The sequence below is a fragment of the Streptomyces sp. NPDC043861 genome (assembly GCF_056435905.1).
In genome coordinates this window covers 15,711-35,369 of record NZ_JBWKDP010000024.1, presented here as the reverse complement: position 1 = coordinate 35,369, position 19,659 = coordinate 15,711, and the positions used below count along the sequence as shown (strand labels likewise).

15 protein-coding genes and 1 pseudogene are annotated in these 19,659 nt (G+C 69.1%); 6 read left to right on the top strand and 10 right to left on the bottom strand.

Annotated features, from left to right (window positions below):
- Positions 1-364: 364 nt before the first annotated feature.
- Both AC068D_RS35235 and AC068D_RS35230 read right to left on the bottom strand, forming a co-directional pair.
- The gene (locus AC068D_RS35235) at positions 365-1,198 is read right to left on the bottom strand and encodes an SDR family oxidoreductase (protein WP_478827228.1); all 834 of its coding nucleotides are present in this window, start codon (positions 1,196-1,198) and stop codon (positions 365-367) included.
- Positions 1,199-2,220: 1,022 nt separating this feature from the next.
- Positions 2,221-2,877 (bottom strand): type III effector protein, encoded by a 657-nt coding sequence (locus AC068D_RS35230; RefSeq protein ID WP_478827227.1) that lies wholly within the window; start codon positions 2,875-2,877, stop codon positions 2,221-2,223.
- Between the two features lie 127 nt (positions 2,878-3,004).
- On the opposite strand from AC068D_RS35230, the gene AC068D_RS35225 reads away from it, so the two are divergent.
- Both AC068D_RS35225 and AC068D_RS35220 read left to right on the top strand, forming a co-directional pair.
- Positions 3,005-3,436: an Hsp20/alpha crystallin family protein gene (locus tag AC068D_RS35225; RefSeq protein ID WP_478827226.1), complete on the top strand. Its 432-nt coding sequence runs from the start codon at positions 3,005-3,007 to the stop codon at positions 3,434-3,436.
- 104 nt (positions 3,437-3,540) lie between these two features.
- A complete protein-coding gene (locus AC068D_RS35220) occupies positions 3,541-3,936 on the top strand; it encodes a DUF2267 domain-containing protein (protein ID WP_478827225.1) in 396 nt (131 codons plus the stop codon).
- An 87-nt stretch (positions 3,937-4,023) separates the two neighbouring features.
- Here the strand turns inward: AC068D_RS35220 and AC068D_RS35215 are convergent, their stop codons facing one another.
- From AC068D_RS35215 to AC068D_RS35205, 3 genes are all read right to left on the bottom strand, one after another.
- Complete coding sequence (locus AC068D_RS35215; RefSeq protein WP_478827224.1) at positions 4,024-6,495, bottom strand: tetratricopeptide repeat protein; 2,472 nt, start codon at positions 6,493-6,495, stop codon at positions 4,024-4,026.
- A gap of 216 nt (positions 6,496-6,711) precedes the next feature.
- Positions 6,712-7,122, bottom strand: coding sequence for a hypothetical protein (locus tag AC068D_RS35210; protein ID WP_478827223.1), 411 nt, complete (start codon positions 7,120-7,122; stop codon positions 6,712-6,714).
- 976 nt (positions 7,123-8,098) lie between these two features.
- Entirely contained in the window at positions 8,099-8,596 is a 498-nt protein-coding gene (locus tag AC068D_RS35205; RefSeq protein WP_478827222.1) for a hypothetical protein, read from the bottom strand.
- A gap of 112 nt (positions 8,597-8,708) precedes the next feature.
- On the opposite strand from AC068D_RS35205, the gene AC068D_RS35200 reads away from it, so the two are divergent.
- Positions 8,709-9,080 (top strand): hypothetical protein, encoded by a 372-nt coding sequence (locus AC068D_RS35200; RefSeq protein WP_478827221.1) that lies wholly within the window; start codon positions 8,709-8,711, stop codon positions 9,078-9,080.
- Here AC068D_RS35200 and AC068D_RS35195 read toward each other — a convergent pair.
- Positions 9,069-9,335: a hypothetical protein gene (locus tag AC068D_RS35195; RefSeq protein WP_478827220.1), complete on the bottom strand. Its 267-nt coding sequence runs from the start codon at positions 9,333-9,335 to the stop codon at positions 9,069-9,071. The genes AC068D_RS35200 and AC068D_RS35195 overlap by 12 nt on opposite strands.
- Before the next feature lie 438 nt (positions 9,336-9,773).
- Here AC068D_RS35195 and AC068D_RS35190 point away from each other — a divergent pair, with 438 nt between their 5' ends.
- The gene (locus tag AC068D_RS35190) at positions 9,774-10,340 is read left to right on the top strand and encodes a hypothetical protein (RefSeq protein WP_478827219.1); all 567 of its coding nucleotides are present in this window, start codon (positions 9,774-9,776) and stop codon (positions 10,338-10,340) included.
- Positions 10,341-10,613: 273 nt separating this feature from the next.
- Here the strand turns inward: AC068D_RS35190 and AC068D_RS35185 are convergent, their stop codons facing one another.
- Positions 10,614-11,276, bottom strand: coding sequence for a response regulator (locus tag AC068D_RS35185; RefSeq protein WP_478827218.1), 663 nt, complete (start codon positions 11,274-11,276; stop codon positions 10,614-10,616).
- Positions 11,251-12,423 carry a sensor histidine kinase gene (locus tag AC068D_RS35180; protein WP_478827217.1) on the bottom strand — a complete coding sequence of 391 codons (1,173 nt, stop codon included), beginning with the start codon at positions 12,421-12,423 and terminating at the stop codon, positions 11,251-11,253. The genes AC068D_RS35185 and AC068D_RS35180 overlap by 26 nt, the downstream gene beginning before the upstream one ends.
- 175 nt (positions 12,424-12,598) lie before the next feature.
- Here AC068D_RS35180 and AC068D_RS35175 point away from each other — a divergent pair, with 175 nt between their 5' ends.
- Positions 12,599-14,869, top strand: a complete 2,271-nt coding sequence (locus tag AC068D_RS35175) for an MMPL family transporter (protein WP_478827216.1) — start codon at positions 12,599-12,601, stop codon at positions 14,867-14,869.
- 275 nt (positions 14,870-15,144) lie between these two features.
- On the opposite strand, the pseudogene AC068D_RS35170 reads toward AC068D_RS35175, so the two are convergent.
- A pseudogene (locus AC068D_RS35170) lies at positions 15,145-15,776 on the bottom strand (helix-turn-helix domain-containing protein); the annotation flags it as partial.
- A 292-nt stretch (positions 15,777-16,068) separates the two neighbouring features.
- On the opposite strand from AC068D_RS35170, the gene AC068D_RS35165 reads away from it, so the two are divergent.
- Positions 16,069-17,274, top strand: a complete 1,206-nt coding sequence (locus tag AC068D_RS35165; RefSeq protein WP_478827215.1) for an IS110 family RNA-guided transposase — start codon at positions 16,069-16,071, stop codon at positions 17,272-17,274.
- Between the two features lie 837 nt (positions 17,275-18,111).
- Here the strand turns inward: AC068D_RS35165 and AC068D_RS35160 are convergent.
- Positions 18,112-19,518, bottom strand: a complete 1,407-nt coding sequence (locus tag AC068D_RS35160) for an MFS transporter (protein ID WP_478827214.1) — start codon at positions 19,516-19,518, stop codon at positions 18,112-18,114.
- Between the last annotated feature and the right edge of the window lie 141 nt (positions 19,519-19,659).

The window sequence follows — 19,659 nt, the reverse complement described above, 5'->3', positions numbered from 1 at the left end:
ACACCAACCCACGGCCCTTCACCTGGACCAAAACAGCCGACGAAATCCTCGACAAAGTCGCAACATACTGCCGACGAATCTCCGACTCAGGACACAAGATTCTCTCAGGGAAGCGAGCCTCCATCAGACCCGGAGCGGTTCAAGTATCCCCGCCTGCAGCGGGTCAGCGCTCGGCTGGAACGGGAACTGCGGTCCTGGATGCCCGTTCCCGCCCTCGCCCGTGGACGCGGCGACCCTCGGTGGGCCGATTCCGCAACTGAGCTCAGCCCTGGCCGTCAGACGTTCCAGGCTCAGCCCAAGAACGTCACGGTCAGACGCACCTGCTGTGTTCAGTCCTACGTCTTGCCAGCTCAGGCCCAGCGGTTCACCGGAAGGCGGCGGCGTTCTCCCAAGCCCACTGCTGGAACGACCTGGCCGGGTTGCCTGTCACCTGTGAAACCGTGTTACGCACCATCAACAGCTCGTCGTTGACGTCCCCGCCCGTGACATCGAGCACCGCATCTGCGACCTCGACCCCGAAGACTGCAGCCATCTGTGCGTGCGCCTGCTGGCGGCTGATCTCGGAAAAGGGCACCTCCCGACCCAGTGCTGCCGCGATGGCCTCGACCTGCTGCCGGGCGGTCACTGGCTCTGGGCCGGTCAGGGCGTACGTGTGGCCCTGGTGGCCGGGCTCGGTAAGCGCCGCCCATGCCACCGATGCGATGTCCGCGGGGTGGATGGTCGGCAATGCGGTGTCCGCGTACGGCGCGCGGACCGTCTCGCGCCGTCGGATGGCAGGCGCCCACATCAGGGTGTTCGAGGCGAACTGCGTCGGCCGCAGGATTGTCCATGCCATGCCGCTGTCCTTGAGTAGTTGCTCAACCATTAGATTCTCGCTGGCGGGACCCAGGTGTGGATGGGTCTGTGCGGTGATGGACGACACCAGAACCACGTGCTCCACTCCCGCGTTCTCGGCGGCCTCGAGAATGTCGGCGTCCGGCCCCAGACGCGACACAAGGAACATCGAACGCACTCCCTCCAGCGCTGGCTTCAACGAGGCCGGCTCCGCAAAGTCGCCCTCCACCGCCACAACCCCTGTGGGAAAGGCGGCCTGCCCGGCATCACGGGTGAACCCCCTCAGCGGCCCGGCACCGCTGGCGTAGAGTTCCGTCAGCAGTGCCCTGCCTATGTTTCCGGTGGCTCCTGTCACGAGGATCATGAGGGCAGTGCTCCCTTCGTCAGATGATCAACTACCAGATACGTTAGAAGCTCAATCACGCTTGAGGTCAAGGCGGGCATTGGCCTTTCCTCTTCGCCGTGCGCGAGCGCCCGCACTCGGCGCGCAGGTTCAGGTTTACGGGTGCGTCATGGCGTCATGGCGTCGAGGTGGGGCCAGGTGGGGCCGGGGGATCACTGTGGCCCCCGATGGACTCCGCCTGCCATTGCTCGGCCGTACTGCCTTCTTCACGCAGTCGATCCCGTCACCGTCCACCAATGTGTTCTCGGACGCGGGCATGTTGGTTCAGGCACCAGGAACTCACCATGTGCTCGGACTCGTTCACCAGCACGACAGAGTGACGTGGAATCGGTTGCTGGACTGGCTCAGGTTCGCTGCCGACACCGCACTCGCTGTTGGCCCTTGGCTATGAGGAGACGTGTGGAGGTGGCCACGACTTGGTATCGACTTGAGTGATGCGGCACGGACCTCCCGCGCCACACAGTGCCCTGTCCCGACCATCCGCCGACGCTGTTCGGGTATGCCAGGGACGGCGTGGAGGTCTGTGGCTTCGGACTGGGCGGAGAGGTCTGGCGATGGGGTCGGCAGCCGGATCTGCTGCTGCCTGAGCTGGTCGAGACAGGCGTACTTCATCCGGATGGCGAGTACGCGCGCCCTGAGGTCGAGCCCTATCAGGAGCGAGGCAAAGGGCATCCCGGCGCGGTATCAAGGGATGCCGACGGCAGGCCCGACGAGCGGAGCCTGCACGCGTCCTTGACCAACGCCGCGGCGAGCTGGAGGGCTGGGAGATCGAGCCGGAGGACCGGGCGCACATCTCGCCGTACCTGACTGAGCACATCAACCGGTTCGGCGAGTACAGCACGCACGAGCTGGGCATCCAGCCCGACGCGTACGACCCGAAGCTGGACGTGGACTCCACCCCGCTGCGCGAGCAGGACCCGGCAGCGGCCGGCTTCGGTCAGGCCGCCTGAACGGCCGGGGCCCCGTCGCTGTGCGGACTCCGGTCAGTCGGGGGCTGCCGGGAGTGTGGCGGAGTTCGTGAGGGTGTCGAGTTGGGCGGCGAGGTCGGGATGGGCGGCTGCCAGGTGGGGGCGGGTGGCGTTGAGGGGCTGGACAAGGGCGGCCGGGTCGTCATGGGCGAGGGCCGCGTTCAGCTGGCTGAGCGGACTGCAGGCCGCGGCGGGCAGGTCGGTGAGGGCGCTGATCTGGCCGGCGAGGCGGCGCAGGTCGGCGGCGTTGCGGCGGGCCCAGGCGGCGGCGCTGCGGTCGGCGGCGCGCCGTTCGCGGACGGCCTGGACGCGTTGTTCGCCGGTGGTTCCTGCGGGGCCGGGCCTGCCCCGCAGGTAGCGGCGCTCGGCGGCCTGCCGGCTGGCGACGCCGAGGGGGTCGGCGAGGTCGGCCCAGCTGGCTCCCGCGTCCCGGGCAGTTTCGATCAGGCCGCTTTCCCATCCGGCGAGCTGCTCGCGTACCTGCCGCAGCAGCAGGAGGGAGGCCAGGGCCTGCTCCGGGCCGACGCCGGGAGTGCCGGGGGCGTCGGGCGTCTCGTGCTGCGCGGCGTGCAGGGCGTCGTCTATGGCTTTCAGTGCCGCCGCGGCGGCGAGAAACGAGGCCGGGCTCTGGGCGTCGGCGCTGGAAGAGGCCGGCTGGTCGGCTGCTGTCACGGGCACCTCCCTCGGGTCGTCATCCACTGGACGACACTGCGATTGTCATCCTTTGGATGACATGCTACAACGGTTTCAGTGCAGCACATTGGCAGCAACTGCCCGAACCTACTGGAGGTGTTTCGCGATGTTGATGCGCACTGACCCCTTCCGTGAGCTCGACCGGCTGGCTCAGCAGCTGATGGGCCCTGGCACCTGGTCGCGGCCGTCCGCGATGGCGATGGACGCCTACCGCGAGGGCGACGAGTACGTGGTGGCCTTCGACCTCCCCGGCGTCAGCGCGGACGCGATCGACATCGACGTCGAGCGGAACATGCTGATCGTCAGGGCCGAACGCCGCCCGGTCGCGAAGGCCGACGGCGTGCAGATGGAACTCTCCGAGCGGCCGCTGGGTGCCTTCTCCCGGCAGATCGTGCTGGCCGACACGCTGGACACCGAGCACATCAAGGCCGACTACGACGCAGGCGTGCTCACCCTGCGCATCCCGATCGCCGAGCGCGCCAAGCCCCGCAAGATCTCCATCGGCGTCGGATCCGACCGCAAGGAGATCTCCGGCTGAACCGGCGACGCGGGCCGAACAGCGGCGGAGGACGGGCACCTGATCTCCCCCTCACCCCCGTCCTCCGCGCCCACGGAACGGACCGAAGAAGGGTGGCGGTCGAGGTGACCCTGCGATGGGAAGCGTTCCTCGATCACGTGAAGGAACGCGGCGAGTACAACAGCCTGCAGGAGGCAGAGCGCGCGGCCCGTGTGGTGCTCGCCCTGCTGGGCGCGCACCTGGTCGGCGAGGTCCGCGCCCAGTTGGCGGCACGCCTGCCGGAAGACTTCGCCCTGATCCTCCTCAACCCGCTCCAGAGCGCCGAGCCCCTGCCACCGGAGCGGTTCGTGCGGGCGGCAGCGGCCTGGATCGAGGGGGCCACCGAGCAGACCGCCACCTGGGACGTCAGCGCCGTCCTCAGCACGGTCGCCGACGCCGCCGGCGACGACCTGCTGGGGCAGATCCTGCTCCAGCTTCCCGCGGGCTACGACCTCCTCTTCGGCCACCCTCAGCCCGCCTGACCACCCACACAGCCGGTGCCGGCGCACCGGCAAGGCGACGCGGAATTCACCGCGAGGGGTGGCGGGATGCGCGGCGATCCTGGCGCGTCAGGACGCATTGCCCGGCGGATCTGCACCCCGCCCCGACCGCAGGGCGCCCTGCACGATCTGGTCCTGGGTCAGCCCGGTCTCCACGGCGAGGATGCGATCGCGCTGGTCGGCAGCCCAGCTGTATGACGGGTTCAAGGTGAGAGCTCGGTCGAGATCTGCCAGGGCTTCCGCCCGTCTGCCGAGCGTCTCGTTCGCCATCGCACGGCTGCCCAGTGCCCAGGCGTACCCTGGGTCAAGCAAGAGGGCACGGTCGTACTCGGCGATGGCCTCTTGGTGACGTCCTTCCTGTCGTAAGACTTCCCCTCGCTCTCCCACGATCCACGCGTTGTGTGGTGACAGCGTCCGGGCCATGTCCAGGTCAGCCCGGGCCCCGTTTGTGTCGCCGAGGGAGCGCCGTACCTGGGCCCGACGTACCAAGGACCAGGTGTGGTCCGGCTTGATATCAAGGGCAAGATCGAGGTCGGCCAGCGCCGCTGCGAAGCGCCCTTGGGTGTGCGCCGTCCGCGCACGGCTGGCCAGTGCCGGGACATGACCTGGATCGATGGCGAGCACCCGGTCAAAGTCGGCGATTGCCTCCTCGGGACGGCCCGCCAGCCTGTACGTCTCACCTCGATGCCAGTAGGCACGCACGCCGGACATGCGTCGCTCGACGGCGCGGTCGTGATCTTCCAGTGCCTTCTCGTATTGACCGAGCGCGCGGTGGGTCAGTGCTCGGCCGGTGTGTGGACGGGCCCGGTGCGGGGCCAAGGCGATTGACCGGTCGAAGTCCGCGAAGGCCTCGTCGTATGTTCCCGCCTGGCGATGAGCCTCGGCTCGGACCATGAAGGCGTAGGCGCGGGACCCTTCTTCGAGCTCTGCCCGGGACAAGAGCAGTCCGAGCAGCTTCTCGACACCGCGCTGCTCGTCTCGTAATGCGGCCAGGCAGTGGGATCCCCAGTCGCGCAATGCCTCGTCCCCGGCGGCCTCGCCCGCTTGGATGATCACCTGCGCCCAGCGTCGTGCCAACTCTGCTCCTTCGCTGCAGGCCCAGGGACCGTCCCCCAATGCTTGTGCGAGGGCCAGCCGCGGCCCCGCGCACAGCCGGTGGTACGTCTCTTCCAGGCGTTCCACCCACCAGGCGTCTTCCTCCGTCCGCTCCCAGGGCAGCAGGCCCGCCCCGGCCGCCTCACGCCGGCGTCCGAACGACTCCGCCAGCCGGCCATGGGCCGCGCGCCACCGATCAGGCGACACGGAGCGTTGGAGCCGCAGCATCGGGTCGCGTACCACATCGTGGTAGTGGGCAAGGCCTTCGCTCTCGCTCACGAACGGCAGGGTGCGTAACCAGCCGTACAGAGCAGTTCCGTCGGAACGATCTGTGTCAGCAGTGATTGCGGTGCGGAAGACGTCCTCGTTCAGCCACCGTGGCAGTGCTCCGGCGAGGGCGGCCGCGCGGCGAACTGGGTCTCGCTCCCACTTCAGGAAGCGCTCGACGGCGGTGGCGCTGGGGTCATCCACACCGCCCGGGCGAGCGGCGTTCTCGGCGAGGGTCGAGACCAGGACGGGCAGCCGCCCGGAGAGCCTGAGCACATCCCGTACCACCTTCTCGTCCACCACCCCCTTGGCGGCGAGAAGCTGCCGAGCTTCGGAATCAGTGAAGGGCGTGAGCCGGATCTCGGTCACCAGGTCGGCGCAGTCCGCCCAGCAGTTGGGGTCGAGCGGGCCCTGTCCGGACAGTGTGACCAAGGCATTCGCGGGCAGCGAGCCATAGCGTCCGCCGATGATGAGGTCGCGCAGCCACAGGTCAAGGAACGGTCCGGTGCGTTCGTAGGTGTCGAAGAAGAGCGCAATCCATGGAGCATGGGCCGCGACGCGGTCCAGTTCGGCAACAAGGGTCGGGGTGAGGACTTGGAGCGGGTCAAGGAGAAGTTGGGCGTCCTCAGGCTTGCCGGCACGGGTGCTGAGGGCGGCCCGTACATGGTCGGCGCCGCGAGCGAGCTGAGCCGGGTCGACGGCCCCAGCGAGTGCGCCGACCGCCGGCACCATTCCGAGGCCGATCAGCCCAGCCTGCGCGGCGGCGAGCGATCCTGCCGTCGGGCCCTGCTCGGGCTGCGCGAGAGACGCGGCTGACGCCTCTTCCCGCCGGCGCCGGTAGGTAGCAAGCAGCCGGTCGAGGGCCTTGAGCGGTTGCCCCATCCGTGCGAACTGGGTGCACAGCGTCTCCAGCGCCTCCGGCACGCTGTTCACAGCATCGTCGACAGTGGCGGCGAGCGCCTGCCGTTCGCGCGCGGTCCGGACGAGTTCGCGTACCAGGGACGATTTGCCCACGCCAGCGTTGCCATGGATATGGAAGACAAACCGGTGCTCCAGGTCTTCCGGTTGCGTATCGAAGTTTCCGCGGAAGAGCGCGAGTTCATCGCGCCGTCCCACGAATCCCGCATGTCGGCGGATGTTGATGAGATCTTGCATCGACGGACGCGGACTCCCAGCCATGCGCGTCAGTCTGGCAGCAGAGCAGCGGCTCTGACAGTTGGTCGTCGCGGTCAGCTTCCTGTTCGTCGGCGGGGCTTCGTCAGGTGTTACGACGTAATGAAGGCGGCTCGTCGCCTGTGCTGCCGGCTTCTGCGACCGGCGGCAATTACGTCGTAATGAAGACGCGCCCGGATGATGGACGCTGACTAGGAGCCAGGTTGGCGAGGTAGGACAAGCTTAGAGATACGTCATCGCCGTGATCGCGGCAATCGCGGCGAGGGGCGTGAGTACCGCGAACCGTGCGCCCGGGCGGTTGCCGGCGTCCACGAAGGCGGCGACGAGCAGGAAGAGAGCCGCCGGGAGAAACCAGAGCATGAGGAACATGGCCAAGAGTACCGACCATGCCAGCAGTCCCGATCCTACGACGTAGCAGGCCCGGGCACATGCCTTCGGATGGGTGCGCATCACGAGCGGGATGGAGGCTGTGACCCCGGTGGCCGCGTACAACCCGACCAGCTCACGTCCGGACCGGGTCTCCAGTTCGAGTGCGAGCCAGGTCCCGAGAGCCCCCGCGGTCACTGCCGCCACCACTGCCCCGGCCACGGCCCATTTCCACTGCAGAGCCGCAACCCTCTGACTGCCGGCCATCACGAACCTCCTTTGAACGCGTTTAATTGAACATGTTCAAGATACCTCACGGGCTCGCTCTCGCGGTCGGTGATGCCGATGGCGGCGTACTTGCCGCCGAGGACCTGGCGGCGGCGCCGCCGACGCGCCGTGGCCCGGGGTGCCTGCCGGTGGGGGCCCGGTGTTCTTCTGCGGGCACGCAGCCGGGCGCTTGGGAGCGTCAGCCGCCTCGCCTACGCTCGGTGTACCTGGGCCACGTCAGGGGCCGGGCTGTCTTTGCTGCCCCCCGGCAGGGGGAGTCTGAGTCGTCCTGCTGTGCCCGCTGCTGGCGTTCGCGGGCCTGTTCAGGGGCTCGTCCTCGGCTACCCGGGAAGCCTCCGTCAAGGGGCTTCCTCCAGCCGGCCTACGGCGGGCCCCGCGCTGAAGTGTGTCGAGGGTGGCTCTGCGTCGGGGCCGCGGTGTCCTGGGCGTCGATCGGGTGTGGGGCGTTGGGTACGGCGTGTTGGGGGCGCAGCGTCCCCTTTTCCTGGTCGGGGGCGGGGCGCTGCGTGGTCCGCGCCGCCGGGTGGGGCGGTGCGCTGCGCTTCCCGCCCCACTGCGTGCCGGGCGCTTCGCTGCGCTGCGGCCCGGTCCGAGCGCTGCGCGCTCTCACGCACGGTGGAGGACGGGCAGCCGGTCGGAGGGGACGCTGCGCGCCCGGCTCTCTTGCTGCGCACTGCCTGCCTCCTTGCCCTCGGCGCTGCGCGGGGCACCGCCCCCGCCTGCCGCGCCGTGCCCCGCCCTCGACCGCTCAATCCCGTTGTGACTGCGGGAATTGTTCGTCCGGCGGGCCATTTCCCCTAGACGAACATGGTGTACAGAGGAGCTTCTTGTTGGTCGGCGGTGGCAGTTGGCCTGCGAAACCGGGGCGGTCATCGCGGCAAGTGCGCGCGTTGTACGGCCGGGCGGGCTTCGGCCTCTTGCGGAGGCGAGTCCTGCTGGCCTCCTGACGGGACCGTCACGACCTCTGCCGGAAGCGCTCCGCAGCCTGAGCAGGGGTGTCGTAGTAGCCAGGCCGTGCCAGCAGGGCTGAGCTGAAGTAGTAGCCCTGCCCATCCTCCGGCTCGTCGTCGGCTGCGAACGGACGCCAGAGGCTCAGCAGCAAGTCCGGGGCGATGAATGAAGCGTCGTCGTCAGGATCTTCGTCGATCGAGGTGAACACACCGACGCGCCGGACAACCTCGCGGGCCGGAAGCGCGAACACGTCCACACCCTGGAACAACACTCGGTCCGTTTGGGACGACGGCCTTCCTAGCTCGATGGCTTCAAGCATGTCTCGCACGCAGTGGATGCTGATCATCAGCCCGCTGGGACGGAAGACGTGCTGCCCCGGCCGATCAGACTCCGAGATCGCAGAGAGATCGCGGAGCGAGTCCAGCGCCGTGGTGGCCGCGTGCCGAGTCATACCGATCCGCAACGGGCCAACGCCGGTCGGTGGGGCGAGGTCGAAGTCCATGCAAGCATGATCCCAAACAGATCTGTCAGCTGGTGGCGCCACCTACCGCTGCCGCCATATCAACGCTTACCTCGCCCGGGCCCAGAGCCTGGGTACCCAGCACCAGGAATGCATGGGCGGGTGGCGGCGCCAGGTCCTGTATGCCCTGACCGATGCCCTCGCCCACAACCATCTCCTGGTCGGCACGATCGCCGCCTACCTCCAGCGTCTGGACCTCGACCCGGATCTCCTGTGCCGCTACCTGCAGTCTCCCGATCTCGACCGCTACATCACCCGCGAGGCCGTCGAGCACCTCGACGGCCTGACGGGCGCCACACCCGAGCAACCCGGCGAACCGACGTGGACCGCGGTCGGCCGGGGGGCGCCCGCGACACCCCCTGACCGCCCGGCTGCACGCACCGTCACCCCCCGTCGCCGGAGGGCCACGGGGCGGGTGGGCGGGCCGACAACTGGAAGGGCGCCGCGCTCCGGGTTACAGGTCTGACGACGGGCTTGTCTCGGCGACTTGTTCGGATGACTGGGCTGGCTGGCTGGAGGTGAGTTGTTCTTCCAGCGCGAGCAGCTGGGAGAGGCTCAGCTGCGGGGGCTGCCATCCGGTGGCGGCGGCGTGGGCGAGGAAGCGGTCGTCGAGTGCGAGGTGGTACGTCTCGACGTAGTGGGGCAGGTCCGAGTACCAGAACCATGTCCCGTCTGTCTGCAGCGACAGGGCGCCGATCACCGTGCCGTCGCCGCGCAGCACATCGCAGGCAATAGAAGGGGAAGCGGCCAGGACCGAACCGGCGCGCAGGTAGGCGGTCGCCTGGGTTTCGTGGTGGCGTGGCTCGAGTCCGGCGGCGTCGTGGATGCCTCGACATGGTCGGCGATGCCCTTGCGGATCCAGAAGCTCGCTATACCGGCGACTTGGGCCAGAAGGTTCACCCCGTTCACGTCTAGAAGGCTCGGGGGTTCTCCCAACCGCGTGAGACCGCGCCTGGAACTGGTGAATCGACCCTTCTTCGGAATCTATGCATCCTCCATGTGGAATCCAGCCTGCCTGCACCCCGAATCCCGCTGTCGACGATCAAGTTTCGGCTCTGTCGGAGATCTTGTGATGTCGCAGGATCCGAAGGATTGGATCATCCACCCCTGAACCGGGCGGGCAGGTCCCTCCATGCCGTGGCGCCCTTACCTTGGTGTCATGGGAGAGACGAACGCGAGGGGGCGGGGCGAGTTGACGCACGAGGACGTCCACGCCGGTGAGCACGGTACCCGCGCACGGTGCCTGCCCGAGCCGTGGATGTGCGATGTCTTCCACCTCGACGGCAGCCTGAGGGACATTCGCGTCCTCGACACCACACGCGTCGAGTGGATCTCCGTCCTCGAACGCCTGAGTGCTGTAGCCGACGAGACCGAAGTGGAGCATCCCTACTCCCGGCTCGATCCCGTGCGTCCCGCCTTCGCAGACCTCTTTCGCGTCTGGTCAGACGAGCCGGAGGGCCAGGGGACGAGTTTCTTTTTCCGGGCCCGCTTCGGCGCCGTGTGGTTCTTCGCCCTGCCCTACGACGAAGAGGAGATCGAGTTCTCCGTCTGGCCAGAGGACGTCCTCGACGGGGCGGGGGTGGCCGCCGTGCTGCGGTTCCTGGTCGAGGTCGCGACGGCCAGTCAACGACGGGCCCTGCTGACCGGCGAGACCGTCCGGTATGACCCGGGGCTGCCGGCGCTGATCTCCCACGACCCTGTCACCGGCCTCACCTCCCACATCTGAAAGGCGTTCTCTGGGCAACACACCTAGGGCGCGTATCGAGTCGTGATCATCGGGTGGTCCTGGTGAGGTCTTTGATTCAGATCATCGAGGCGTGCAGGTGGAGACTGGCGAGGTAGCTGTCGGGAGTCTTGTCGTATCGGGTGTCTCACCGTCCCGGTTCCGGCCTCCCGGTACGTCACGCTCTGGGGCGGGTGAGGCACGTGGAGCCGACGTGAGCCGGCCGGTGCACTGATGTCCGGGCGGGGACTCATGGGACATGGCCCGGCACCCGGCTCAGGTTCCGGGGAGGATACGGCGCGTTTCGTAGGCCCACATCGCGATCTCGACCCGGTTGCGGGCGCCGAGTTTGGCCATCAGGCTGGCCAGATGCGTCTTCACCGTGCTGAGGCTGATGTGCAGTGCATCGGCGATCTCGGTGTTGGTCAGCCCGCGAGCGACGGCGAGGAGCACCTGCTCCTCGCGGGCGGTGACGGGGGAGACCGGCTGGGCCACGGGCCGGCCGGCGGGCAGGTCCGCGAATGCCTGGAGCAGACGGACGGTGACGCTGGGCGCGATGAGCGCCTCACCGTTGGACGCCGACCGTACGGCCTGCGCCAGAAGGTCCGGTCCCGTGTCCTTGAGGAGGAATCCGCGGGCGCCGGCACGCAGTGAGCCGTAGACGTACTCGTCGAGGTCGAACGTGGTGATGACAACCACGGCCAGCGGGTCGGCGACGCCCGGGCCGGCGACCAGCCGGGTGGCCTCGAGCCCGTCGAGTACGGGCATGCGGATGTCGAACAGGCAGACGTCGGGGCGTAGTTCGCGGGCCAGACGTACGGCTTCCCGCCCGTCGGCGGCCTCGCCGACCACCTCGATGCCGGGCTGGGCGTTCAGCATGATCCGCAACCCGGTGCGGATGATCGTCTGGTCGTCAGCGACGAGGACGCGAATGGACACCGCTCTCGCTCCTCGCTCTCGGCAGTTCGGCGTCGACATGCCAGCCCCGGTCAGTACCCGGGCCGGCTCGTAGTGTGCCGCCGAGCAGGGTCGCGCGCTCGCGCAGTCCGGTAAGTCCGTATCCCTCGCGACCCCGGCCGGTGCGCCGGCCGTTGTCGCGCACGCTCACCCGTACCGTGTGCCGTTCCGCGGCGACCCGAACGACGAGCTCGGTCGCGTCGACCGCATGGCGCAGCGCGTTGGTCACCGACTCCTGCACGATCCGGTAGACGGCCGCGTCCACGGCCGGGGGCAGCGCGTCCAGTTCGCCGTCGAGCCCCAGGTCGACCCTGAGGCGACCACCCGGGGTGCGCACCAGGCGCTCCAGATCCGCGACTCCGGCAGGGGGCGCCAGCTCGGCGCCGACCCCGCGGTCGCGCAGCGCGGCGACCATGGCGCGCATTTCCTCCAGCGTGCGCGCCCCTTCCTCCTCGACCCCCTCCAGCGCCTCGACGGCGGCGGACGGGTCGGCGCCCGCGAGCACCCGGCCCGCCTGGGCGATGATCACCATGGCCGACACGTGGTGGGCCACCGTGTCGTGCAGTTCCCGGGCGAGCTGCTCGCGCTCGCGGGAGCGCACCTGCTCCAACTGCCGCTCGCGAGCGGTCACCCGGAACCGCACGGCAGCCCCGACCACGCCGGGCAGCAGCAGGAAGACCAAGCCCACGACCTTTTCGACGACCGGGGTCTCGTCCGTGACGACACACAGCGCGCCGACCGCGAGGATCACCGCGCCGCCCAGCACGATCTCGCGTCCCGATCCCCACCGGGGCAGCGCGTACACCAGCACGAGCACGACCGCGCCGGTGTACAGGCCGACGGGCTCGCGCGGTGCGGCGACGAGCGAGGCCACCGGAAGCAGGCTCACCGAGCCGAACGCCAGCGTCACCATCGCCAGCGGGCGGGTCCGGCGCCACAGGGGCAGCAGGCACAGCCATACGGCGACCACCACCGCCACCGGCCGCCACACGACGTTCTCGCGCAGGGTGGCCTCCAGCGCCACACCGGCAAGGCCCGCGGCGAGCAGCGCCCAGTCCCGCCGCAACCGGGCGGGCGCGTCGGGCGGCCGGGGTTCGGTCCACAGGGTTCGCAGGTCGTCTCGGAGCACGGTTCTCAGCCTAGGGACCGCGGCGTGCCGCGCATCGGCCGAAAGGACGGGTCCTCACTCCGCCCCGGGGCCGACGGATCCGCGGCCCGCGGGCCGATGCCGCGGAGCGCCGTGGCGACGAGCCTCGGCATCGGCGGCCGTACAAGGACGGCCGACGAGGTGGTTGGAGGACCCGATGCTCTCGAAAGCCCTGTTGCGCCTGGGCGCAGGCGCCGCCCGCCATCCCTGGCGGGTGATCGCGGCATGGCTGATCGTCGCCACGCTCGCCGTCCTCGCCGCCGTCGCCTTCGGCGGGCGTACCGCGGACTCGATGACCGCTCCGGGACTGGACTCCCAACGGGCCGCGGAACTGATCGAGCGGGCAGGCACCGGCCAGGAGGGGATGACCGCCCAAGTGGTCGTCACCCCCCTCGACGACGGTGCGACGTTCTTCGACGACGACGGCGCGCGCACCGCTCTCACGCGGCTGCGGGCCGAGGTGAAGCGGCTGCCGCACGTGCTCGGCACGAGCGACCCGGCGGGGGCGCTCGACACGGGCGGGGACACCGCCGTGCGCGGCGGCCTCGTTTCGGCCGACGGGCGGATCGCGGTCGTCCGGGTGCAGTACCCCGACCAGAGCCGGCTGTCGGCCGAAGACCTCGACGCCCTCGTCGATCTCGGCGATCGGCTGCGCGCCGAGCTGCCGCTGCGCATCGAGATGGGTGGGAACCTCTTCTACGCCTTCTCCGACCCCGACGGCGGCGCGAGCGAGCTGATCGGCCTCCTCGCCGCGGCCGCGATCCTGTTCCTGGCGTTCGGTTCGCTCGTCGCCGCCGCGCTGCCGATCGGCATGGCGGTCTTCGGGCTGACCGTCGGGGTCGCCACGATGACGGTACTGGCGGGGGTGACAGAGGTCCCCACCTTTGCACCGGTCCTGGGCAGCATGGTCGGGCTCGGAGTGGGCATCGACTACGCGCTGTTCGTGCTCGCCAGGCACCGGGAGTACCTCGCGTGCGGGCTCGATCCGCAGGCGGCGGCCGGACGAGCGGTGGCAACGGCGGGGCGGCCGGTGGTCTTCGCCGGCGGCACCGTCGTCGTGTCGATCCTCGGCCTGGCGGTCGCGAACGTGCCGTTCATGACGGTGGGCGGGGTTGCCGTCTCGATCGTCGTCCTGACGATGGTGCTCGCATCGGTGACGCTGCTGCCGGCCTTCCTCGGCGCGGCGGGCCCGCGCCTGGCCCGGGCCGGCCGGATCGGCCGGGCTCTGCAGACCAGGAAACTGGGCCGACTCGCACGGCGGCGGGACCCGGCGGCAGGCGCCGCCCACGCCGCCGGGTGGCGTCGCTGGATCGGGCACGTCAGCCGGCACCCGGTGCCGTACGCGATCGGCGCGGCGGGGCTGCTGCTGACCGCGACGCTGCCCGTGCTCGGCCTGCGCGTCGGCCTGCCCGACGACGGCTCACTGCCCCACAGCCGTACCGAGCGCCGGGCCTACGACCTCGTCGCCGAGGGGTTCGGCCCGGGCACCAACGGTCCCCTCGTCATCGCCGCGGACCCCACCGGTGATCCGGGAGTGGTGAACCGACTCGTCGCAACGGTCGCGGCGGATCCGGGCATCGCATCCGTCGCGCCGACGCACATCGATCGGGCCACCGGCATCGCGACCCTCGTGGTGTTCCCGACCACCAGCCCTCAGGACAAGGCCACGGCCGACACCATCGCCCGGCTGCGCACCGACGTGCTGCCCACGGCGATCGGGCACGGCCCGGCCAGGGCCCACGTCGGCGGCGCCGCCGCGAGCCTGTCCGATGTGGGCCAACGCACCAGCCAACGCCTGCCGGTGTTCGTCGCCGCGGTGCTGGCGATGTCGTTCCTGCTGCTGATGCTGGTCTTCCGCTCGATACTCGTACCGCTCAAGGCGGTACTGCTGAATCTGCTGAGCATCGGCGCGGCCTACGGCATCATGGTCGCGGTCTTCCAGTGGGGCTGGGGAGGCGCACTCATCGGGCTGGAAGCGACGGTTCCGATCGTGTCGTTCATCCCGATGTTCCTCTTCGCCATCCTGTTCGGCCTGTCGATGGACTACGAGGTGTTCCTCCTCTCCCGCGTACGCGAGGAGTACCTGCGTACCGGCGACAACGGCACGGCGATCGTTGAGGGCGTCTCGCGCACCGCCCGGATCATCACCTCGGCCGCCCTCATCATGGTGGCGGTCTTCCTGTCCTTCGCCGTCGCCGACGACCCCTCCACCAAAATGTTCGGGCTCGGCCTGGCCACCGCGATCTTCATCGACGCCACGGTCGTACGCATGGTGCTGGTACCGGCGACCATGACACTCCTCGGCCGGACCAACTGGTGGCTGCCGAAGTGGCTGGACTGGATGCTTCCCCGCGGCCCGGTCGGCACCGACGACACCGACGCGGAATCCACGGGTGAAGCCCCGCGTCCACGGCTGGTTGACCGTTGACTCAACTCCTGCCCGCCCTTGGCGTCCGGCACCTCAGCGCGTCACTAGTGCTGTGACCGGATAGGTTCACCGGCTCGCGACGCCCTGCACGGCACCTCGCTGCGTTGTCGAATCACCCGAGTACATCCAGTACGAGGGCGATACTCCGCCTTGCGATGCACCGCACCGGACGCCGCGAGCTTCCCGGCAAACCTATCCGGTCACAGCACTAGGGGCATATCGAGTCGTGATCATCGGGTGGTCCTGGTGAGGTCCTTGATCCAGATCATCGAGGCGGCGGCGATGGAGAAGCGGCGCTGGGAGCGTCCCCGCACCTGGATGACGGGTGTGCGTCCGTGCCGGGACCAGGTCCGGGCGGTAGGCGGCGTCATCGAGAACCCGGCTTCGTCTTCGAAGCAGAGCCAGGCCCCGAGCGCCGCCATGGCGTTTCCACCTGGGGCCAGCTCTCCTTCACCCAGCCGGTGACGGCTTCCTCGTCTCGCTCGGTCGCCCGGCGTGCAGGGACCTGGTGGCTGAAGCCGTGCCGGTGCAGCATCTGCGCGATCGCCGAGAGCGTCATGCTCTTGTGGAAACGGCGCCCGATCAGCGTCTTGATCCGTGCCAGCGTCCAGGTCTGGTCCGGCCAGCCGTGCGCGACCGGGCCCTTTGCCAGCTCCTGCTCGAGCACGGCGAACAGCTTCTCGCTCAGCTCGGGCAGCGATACCGGCCCTGCCGAGCGAAGACCATCCGTGCCCGCGTCCTGCCAGGCCCGGCGCCACCGCTGAACCGAGCGCACACCCACCCGTAAGTCCTTGGCGACCTCCGCGCGGGAGCCACCGGCGCCGAACCGTTCGGCGGCCTCCATCCGGATCCGCTCACGAAACGCCTGCCGTTCAGGCGTCAGCCCACCACCCTGTGGATACCTCATACGACCGGCATACCGCGACGATCACACCACGTCAGCCCCAACGACAACACGCCAACAAGTTCCTTACGTTGTTGGTGGGTTGATTCCGGTCACTCGTAGGATCGGGAGGACCCTGGGGCACTGGGTGTGGCTGTCAAGCTCATGCCGCACGAGTGGCTTCTACTGATTGGCCGCCCGGTGCCCCGCGACGACTCGGCCACTGATTGGGATGCGCGCGGCAAGATCGCTTGGTAAGGACACGCTGGCGAGGTCGTCTGCTGGGACAGGTACAGGATCGACTTCGGAGGTGGCCGTGCCTGAACTGTGGGCCGGTACGGATGCGGGAAAGGCCGCGCATCACTGCACAGTGATCGACGCTGACGGCAAACGCAGGCTGTCGCGGCGGGTGGACAACGACGAGACCGAGCTGCTCAAGCTGATCGCCGATGTGCTGGAGCTGAGCGAGGGCAACACGGTCACGTGGGCTATCGATCTCAACGCCGGCGGGGCCGCGCTGATGATCGCGCTGCTGACCGACAACGGCCAGCAGGTCCTCTACATCCCCGGCCGCACTGTCCACCACGCATCCGGCTCCTACCGGGGCGACGGAAAGAGCGATGCCAAGGACGCCTTCGTCATCGCCGACCAGGCCCGTATGCGCCACGACCTTGAACCCGTGCACCGCGGTGACGACATCGCCGTCGACCTGCGTATCCTCACCTCGCGCCGCCTGGACCTGGCGGCCGACCGCACCAGGGCGATCAACCGGATGCGCGCCCAGATGCTGGAGTACTTCCCCGCCCTGGAACGGGCCTTCGACTACAGCACCTCCAAGGCCGCCCTGGTCCTGCTGTCCGGGTACCAGACCCCAACCGCACTCCGCCGGACCGGCAAGAGCAGGCTCGCGACCTGGCTGAAGAACCGCAAGGTCCGCAACTACAAGCTGGTGGCCGCCACGGCCGTCGCTGCCGCCGAAGCCCAGCACACCGCCGTTGCCGGAGAGAAGATGGCCGCCGCCATGGTCGCCAGGCTGGCGAGGGAGGTGATGGCCCTCGATGAGGAGATCGCCGAGACCGACGCCCTGATCGAGGGCCGGTTTCGCGACCACCCGCACGCCGAGGTCATCCTGAGCATGCCCGGCATCGGCTCCGTCCTGGGCGCCGAGTTCATAGCCCATACCGGCGGCGACATGAGCGTCTTCGGCAGCCCCGACCGCCTCGCCGGCGTCGCCGGCCTGGCACCCGTCCCCAAAGACTCCGGACGCATCAGCGGCAACATGCGCCGCCCCCGCCGCTACTGCCAGCGCCTGCTGCGCGTCTTCTACATGTCCGCCATGGTCGCCTCCCGCTCCTGCCCCGTCTCCAAAGCCTTCTACGAACGCAAGAGAGCTGAGGGGAAGAACCACAAGCAGGCAATCATCGCGCTCGCGCGACGTCGTCTGAACGTCCTGTGGGCCCTCATACGCGACGGTCGCACCTTCGAGATCACCGCACCGCCGAGCCCCATCCCGCTGGGCTGACACGCTCACAGCGAGTCACCAGGCAGCGTTGCAACCGCATTGGGAATCAGTAGACGCCTGAGGTGTCCTACCTTCTAGGCGGGTTGATCGGGCCATTCGTAGGGTCCTGTCGCCTGGGGGTTCTGGGAGGGGCTACTGAGATGTCGCCGCTCGTGGCTGAACAGACTTGGCCGCCCGGGACCCCACCGACGGCCGGGCCGCTCATTTAGAGGTGCGAGTAGATCGCTGAGTAGGACAACGCCGGCGAGGTCGTCTGCACGAGAGAATCCGTACGACTCACCCGGGGCCGCTGAACGGCAGCACACCAGCGTCGCCGGAGAGAAGACGGTCGCGGTAATGGTCGCCACGCTCGCCCGCGAAGTGACGAGTACAGGTAACAGGCCGGTGCAGTGCCTGCGGAGGCACGACGACCTGCGATGTCGGTCAGTTCTTCAACGGCGGCATGCTCCGCTGGGGCACCAAAGGACGATGTGCAGACTGCCCGAATTCGTGGTGCGAGCAAGACAGCGGCCCCGTTACGCCCGAGAACATTCGACAAGCTCTGCTACAAGCACACGGGCCCGCTCGGCTTCACCTGACTGGAGACGTGCCCAGCCTCGTTCCCGTGCTGCAGGCCCTCCGGGACGCCCGGGAACTATCCCTTGCGAAGCACGAGCACAGGCCACGCAACTCGCCGAGAACGGTCTCGCCGGCACGTTCGTCGAGATGGAGGTCTTGGCGATTCGCCTTCGGAGACGTGCCGTCGAGGTGACCCTTGCACCAGCCGGGTGATCTCGTCCGGACGGCACCCGACGCGGCTTGACACCAGCATTGAGAAGTCGCACAGGGCAACACGCCCTAGCTTCGGCTCGGTTTCCCCGGCACGCTCAGCCATGCGAGGACTGCTGCCGTGAGATAGGCCGCCGCGCCGGTGGCCATGCTGATGCGCAGGCCGGTCGAGGGGTCGGTAGCCGTGGCGAGCAGGCTGCCGCCGAGGGCGACGCCGGTGGCGCTGCCGATCTGGCGTGTGGTGTTGAACAGGGCGGAGGCGGTGCCCGAGTAGGCGGCGGGTACGGCCCCCATGACGGTGGTGGTCGAGCCGGTGAGGGCGAACGAGGTGCCGAAGCCCGCGGCCATCATCGGGGCAATGAGGAGTGCGTAGGCGGGATGGGTGCCCGCCGCGGCCCAGCCGGCGAGCCCCAGGAACGCAAGGAGCATGCCCGTGATCACCAGCGGCCGGTCGCCGGTACGGCGGGCCAGCCGACCGGACAGGACCGAGGCGAACATGGTCATCGCCACCGCCGGAAAAAGGGCCAGCCCGGTTTCGAGGGCGCTGTAGCCGCGCTGGTGCTGGAAGTCCAGGCTGGCCGTGAACACCATGCCGTAGAAGGCGAAGTTGAACAGCAGGCCAATCGCCGCCCCGCCACTCATCGCTTTGGAGCGCAGCAGTCCGAGCGGGAGAACGGGGGAGCGGGCCAGCCTCTCGCGGGCTGCGAATGCCACGGCGGCCAGTACGGCCAGGCCCAGGCCGGCCAGGACCGCCGGGTCGGTCCAGCCTCGCCGTCCGGCCTCGTTGAGTGCCGCGGTGAGCAGTGCCACCGTCGCCACGACGGCGCACTGGGCGGGCCAGTCCAAGGTCCGGTCGGCGCGTCGGGGCGAGGGCGCCACATGCCGCAGGGTCAGGGTGAGACAGGCGGCGCCGACCGGCAGATTGATCAGGAAGACCCAGCGCCAGCCCACGGTGGAAACGAGCAGCCCGCCCAGCAGCGGACCGGCCGAGGCGGCGATGCCGGCCATCGAACCCCACAGGCCGAAGGCGCGCGAGCGTGCCGCCTGCGCCGGATAGGCCTGTTGCAGCAGGGCGAGGGAGCCGGGGACGATCAGTGCGGCCCCGAGTCCTTCGACGAGGCGGGCCGCGACGAGGAGGGGAGCGTTCGGCGCCAGCGCGCACCCGGCGGAGGACGCGGTGAACACCGCGACGCCGGCGCAGAAGACCCGGCGATTGCCCAGCCGGTCGCCCAGCGCGCCGCCGGTCAGCAGGAATCCGGCGAAGACGAGTGTGTAGCCGTCGGTGATCCACTGGATGCCGGTGAGGGACGCCGACAGTTCGCGGCCGATCACCGGTACGGCGACGTTGATGATCGTCACGTCCAGGATCACCATGAAATAGCCGGCGCACACGGCCAACAGCGGAGCCCAGCTGCGCCGTTCGCCCTCGGGGGAGGATGTCGGCTCGCCACCACCGGACGGCTCGGCGTGCGTCACGGCTCAACTCCATCCCACGGGAACTTTGCGTGAAAAGCAACAGTAAGTGTCGAATGCCGCATGTGGTCGGAGGGCGTCGACCTCGGTTATGCGCCACGTCGTCGTCGGTCACGGCCGTACGAAGGTGCCGATGTCGTCCAT

Bases quoted from the DNA above. Each gene is read 5' to 3' on its own strand.
- AC068D_RS35215 (WP_478827224.1), bottom strand. From the start codon at position 6,495: ATGGCTGGGAGTCCGCGTCCGTCGATGCAAGATCTCATCAACATCCGC.
- AC068D_RS35235 (WP_478827228.1), bottom strand. From the start codon at position 1,198: ATGATCCTCGTGACAGGAGCCACCGGAAACATAGGCAGGGCACTGCTG.
- AC068D_RS35200 (WP_478827221.1), top strand. From the start codon at position 8,709: ATGGGCGGGTGGCGGCGCCAGGTCCTGTATGCCCTGACCGATGCCCTC.
- AC068D_RS35225 (WP_478827226.1), top strand. From the start codon at position 3,005: ATGTTGATGCGCACTGACCCCTTCCGTGAGCTCGACCGGCTGGCTCAG.
- AC068D_RS35175 (WP_478827216.1), top strand. From the start codon at position 12,599: ATGCTCTCGAAAGCCCTGTTGCGCCTGGGCGCAGGCGCCGCCCGCCAT.
- AC068D_RS35205 (WP_478827222.1), bottom strand. From the start codon at position 8,596: ATGGACTTCGACCTCGCCCCACCGACCGGCGTTGGCCCGTTGCGGATC.
- AC068D_RS35190 (WP_478827219.1), top strand. From the start codon at position 9,774: ATGGGAGAGACGAACGCGAGGGGGCGGGGCGAGTTGACGCACGAGGAC.
- AC068D_RS35210 (WP_478827223.1), bottom strand. From the start codon at position 7,122: ATGGCCGGCAGTCAGAGGGTTGCGGCTCTGCAGTGGAAATGGGCCGTG.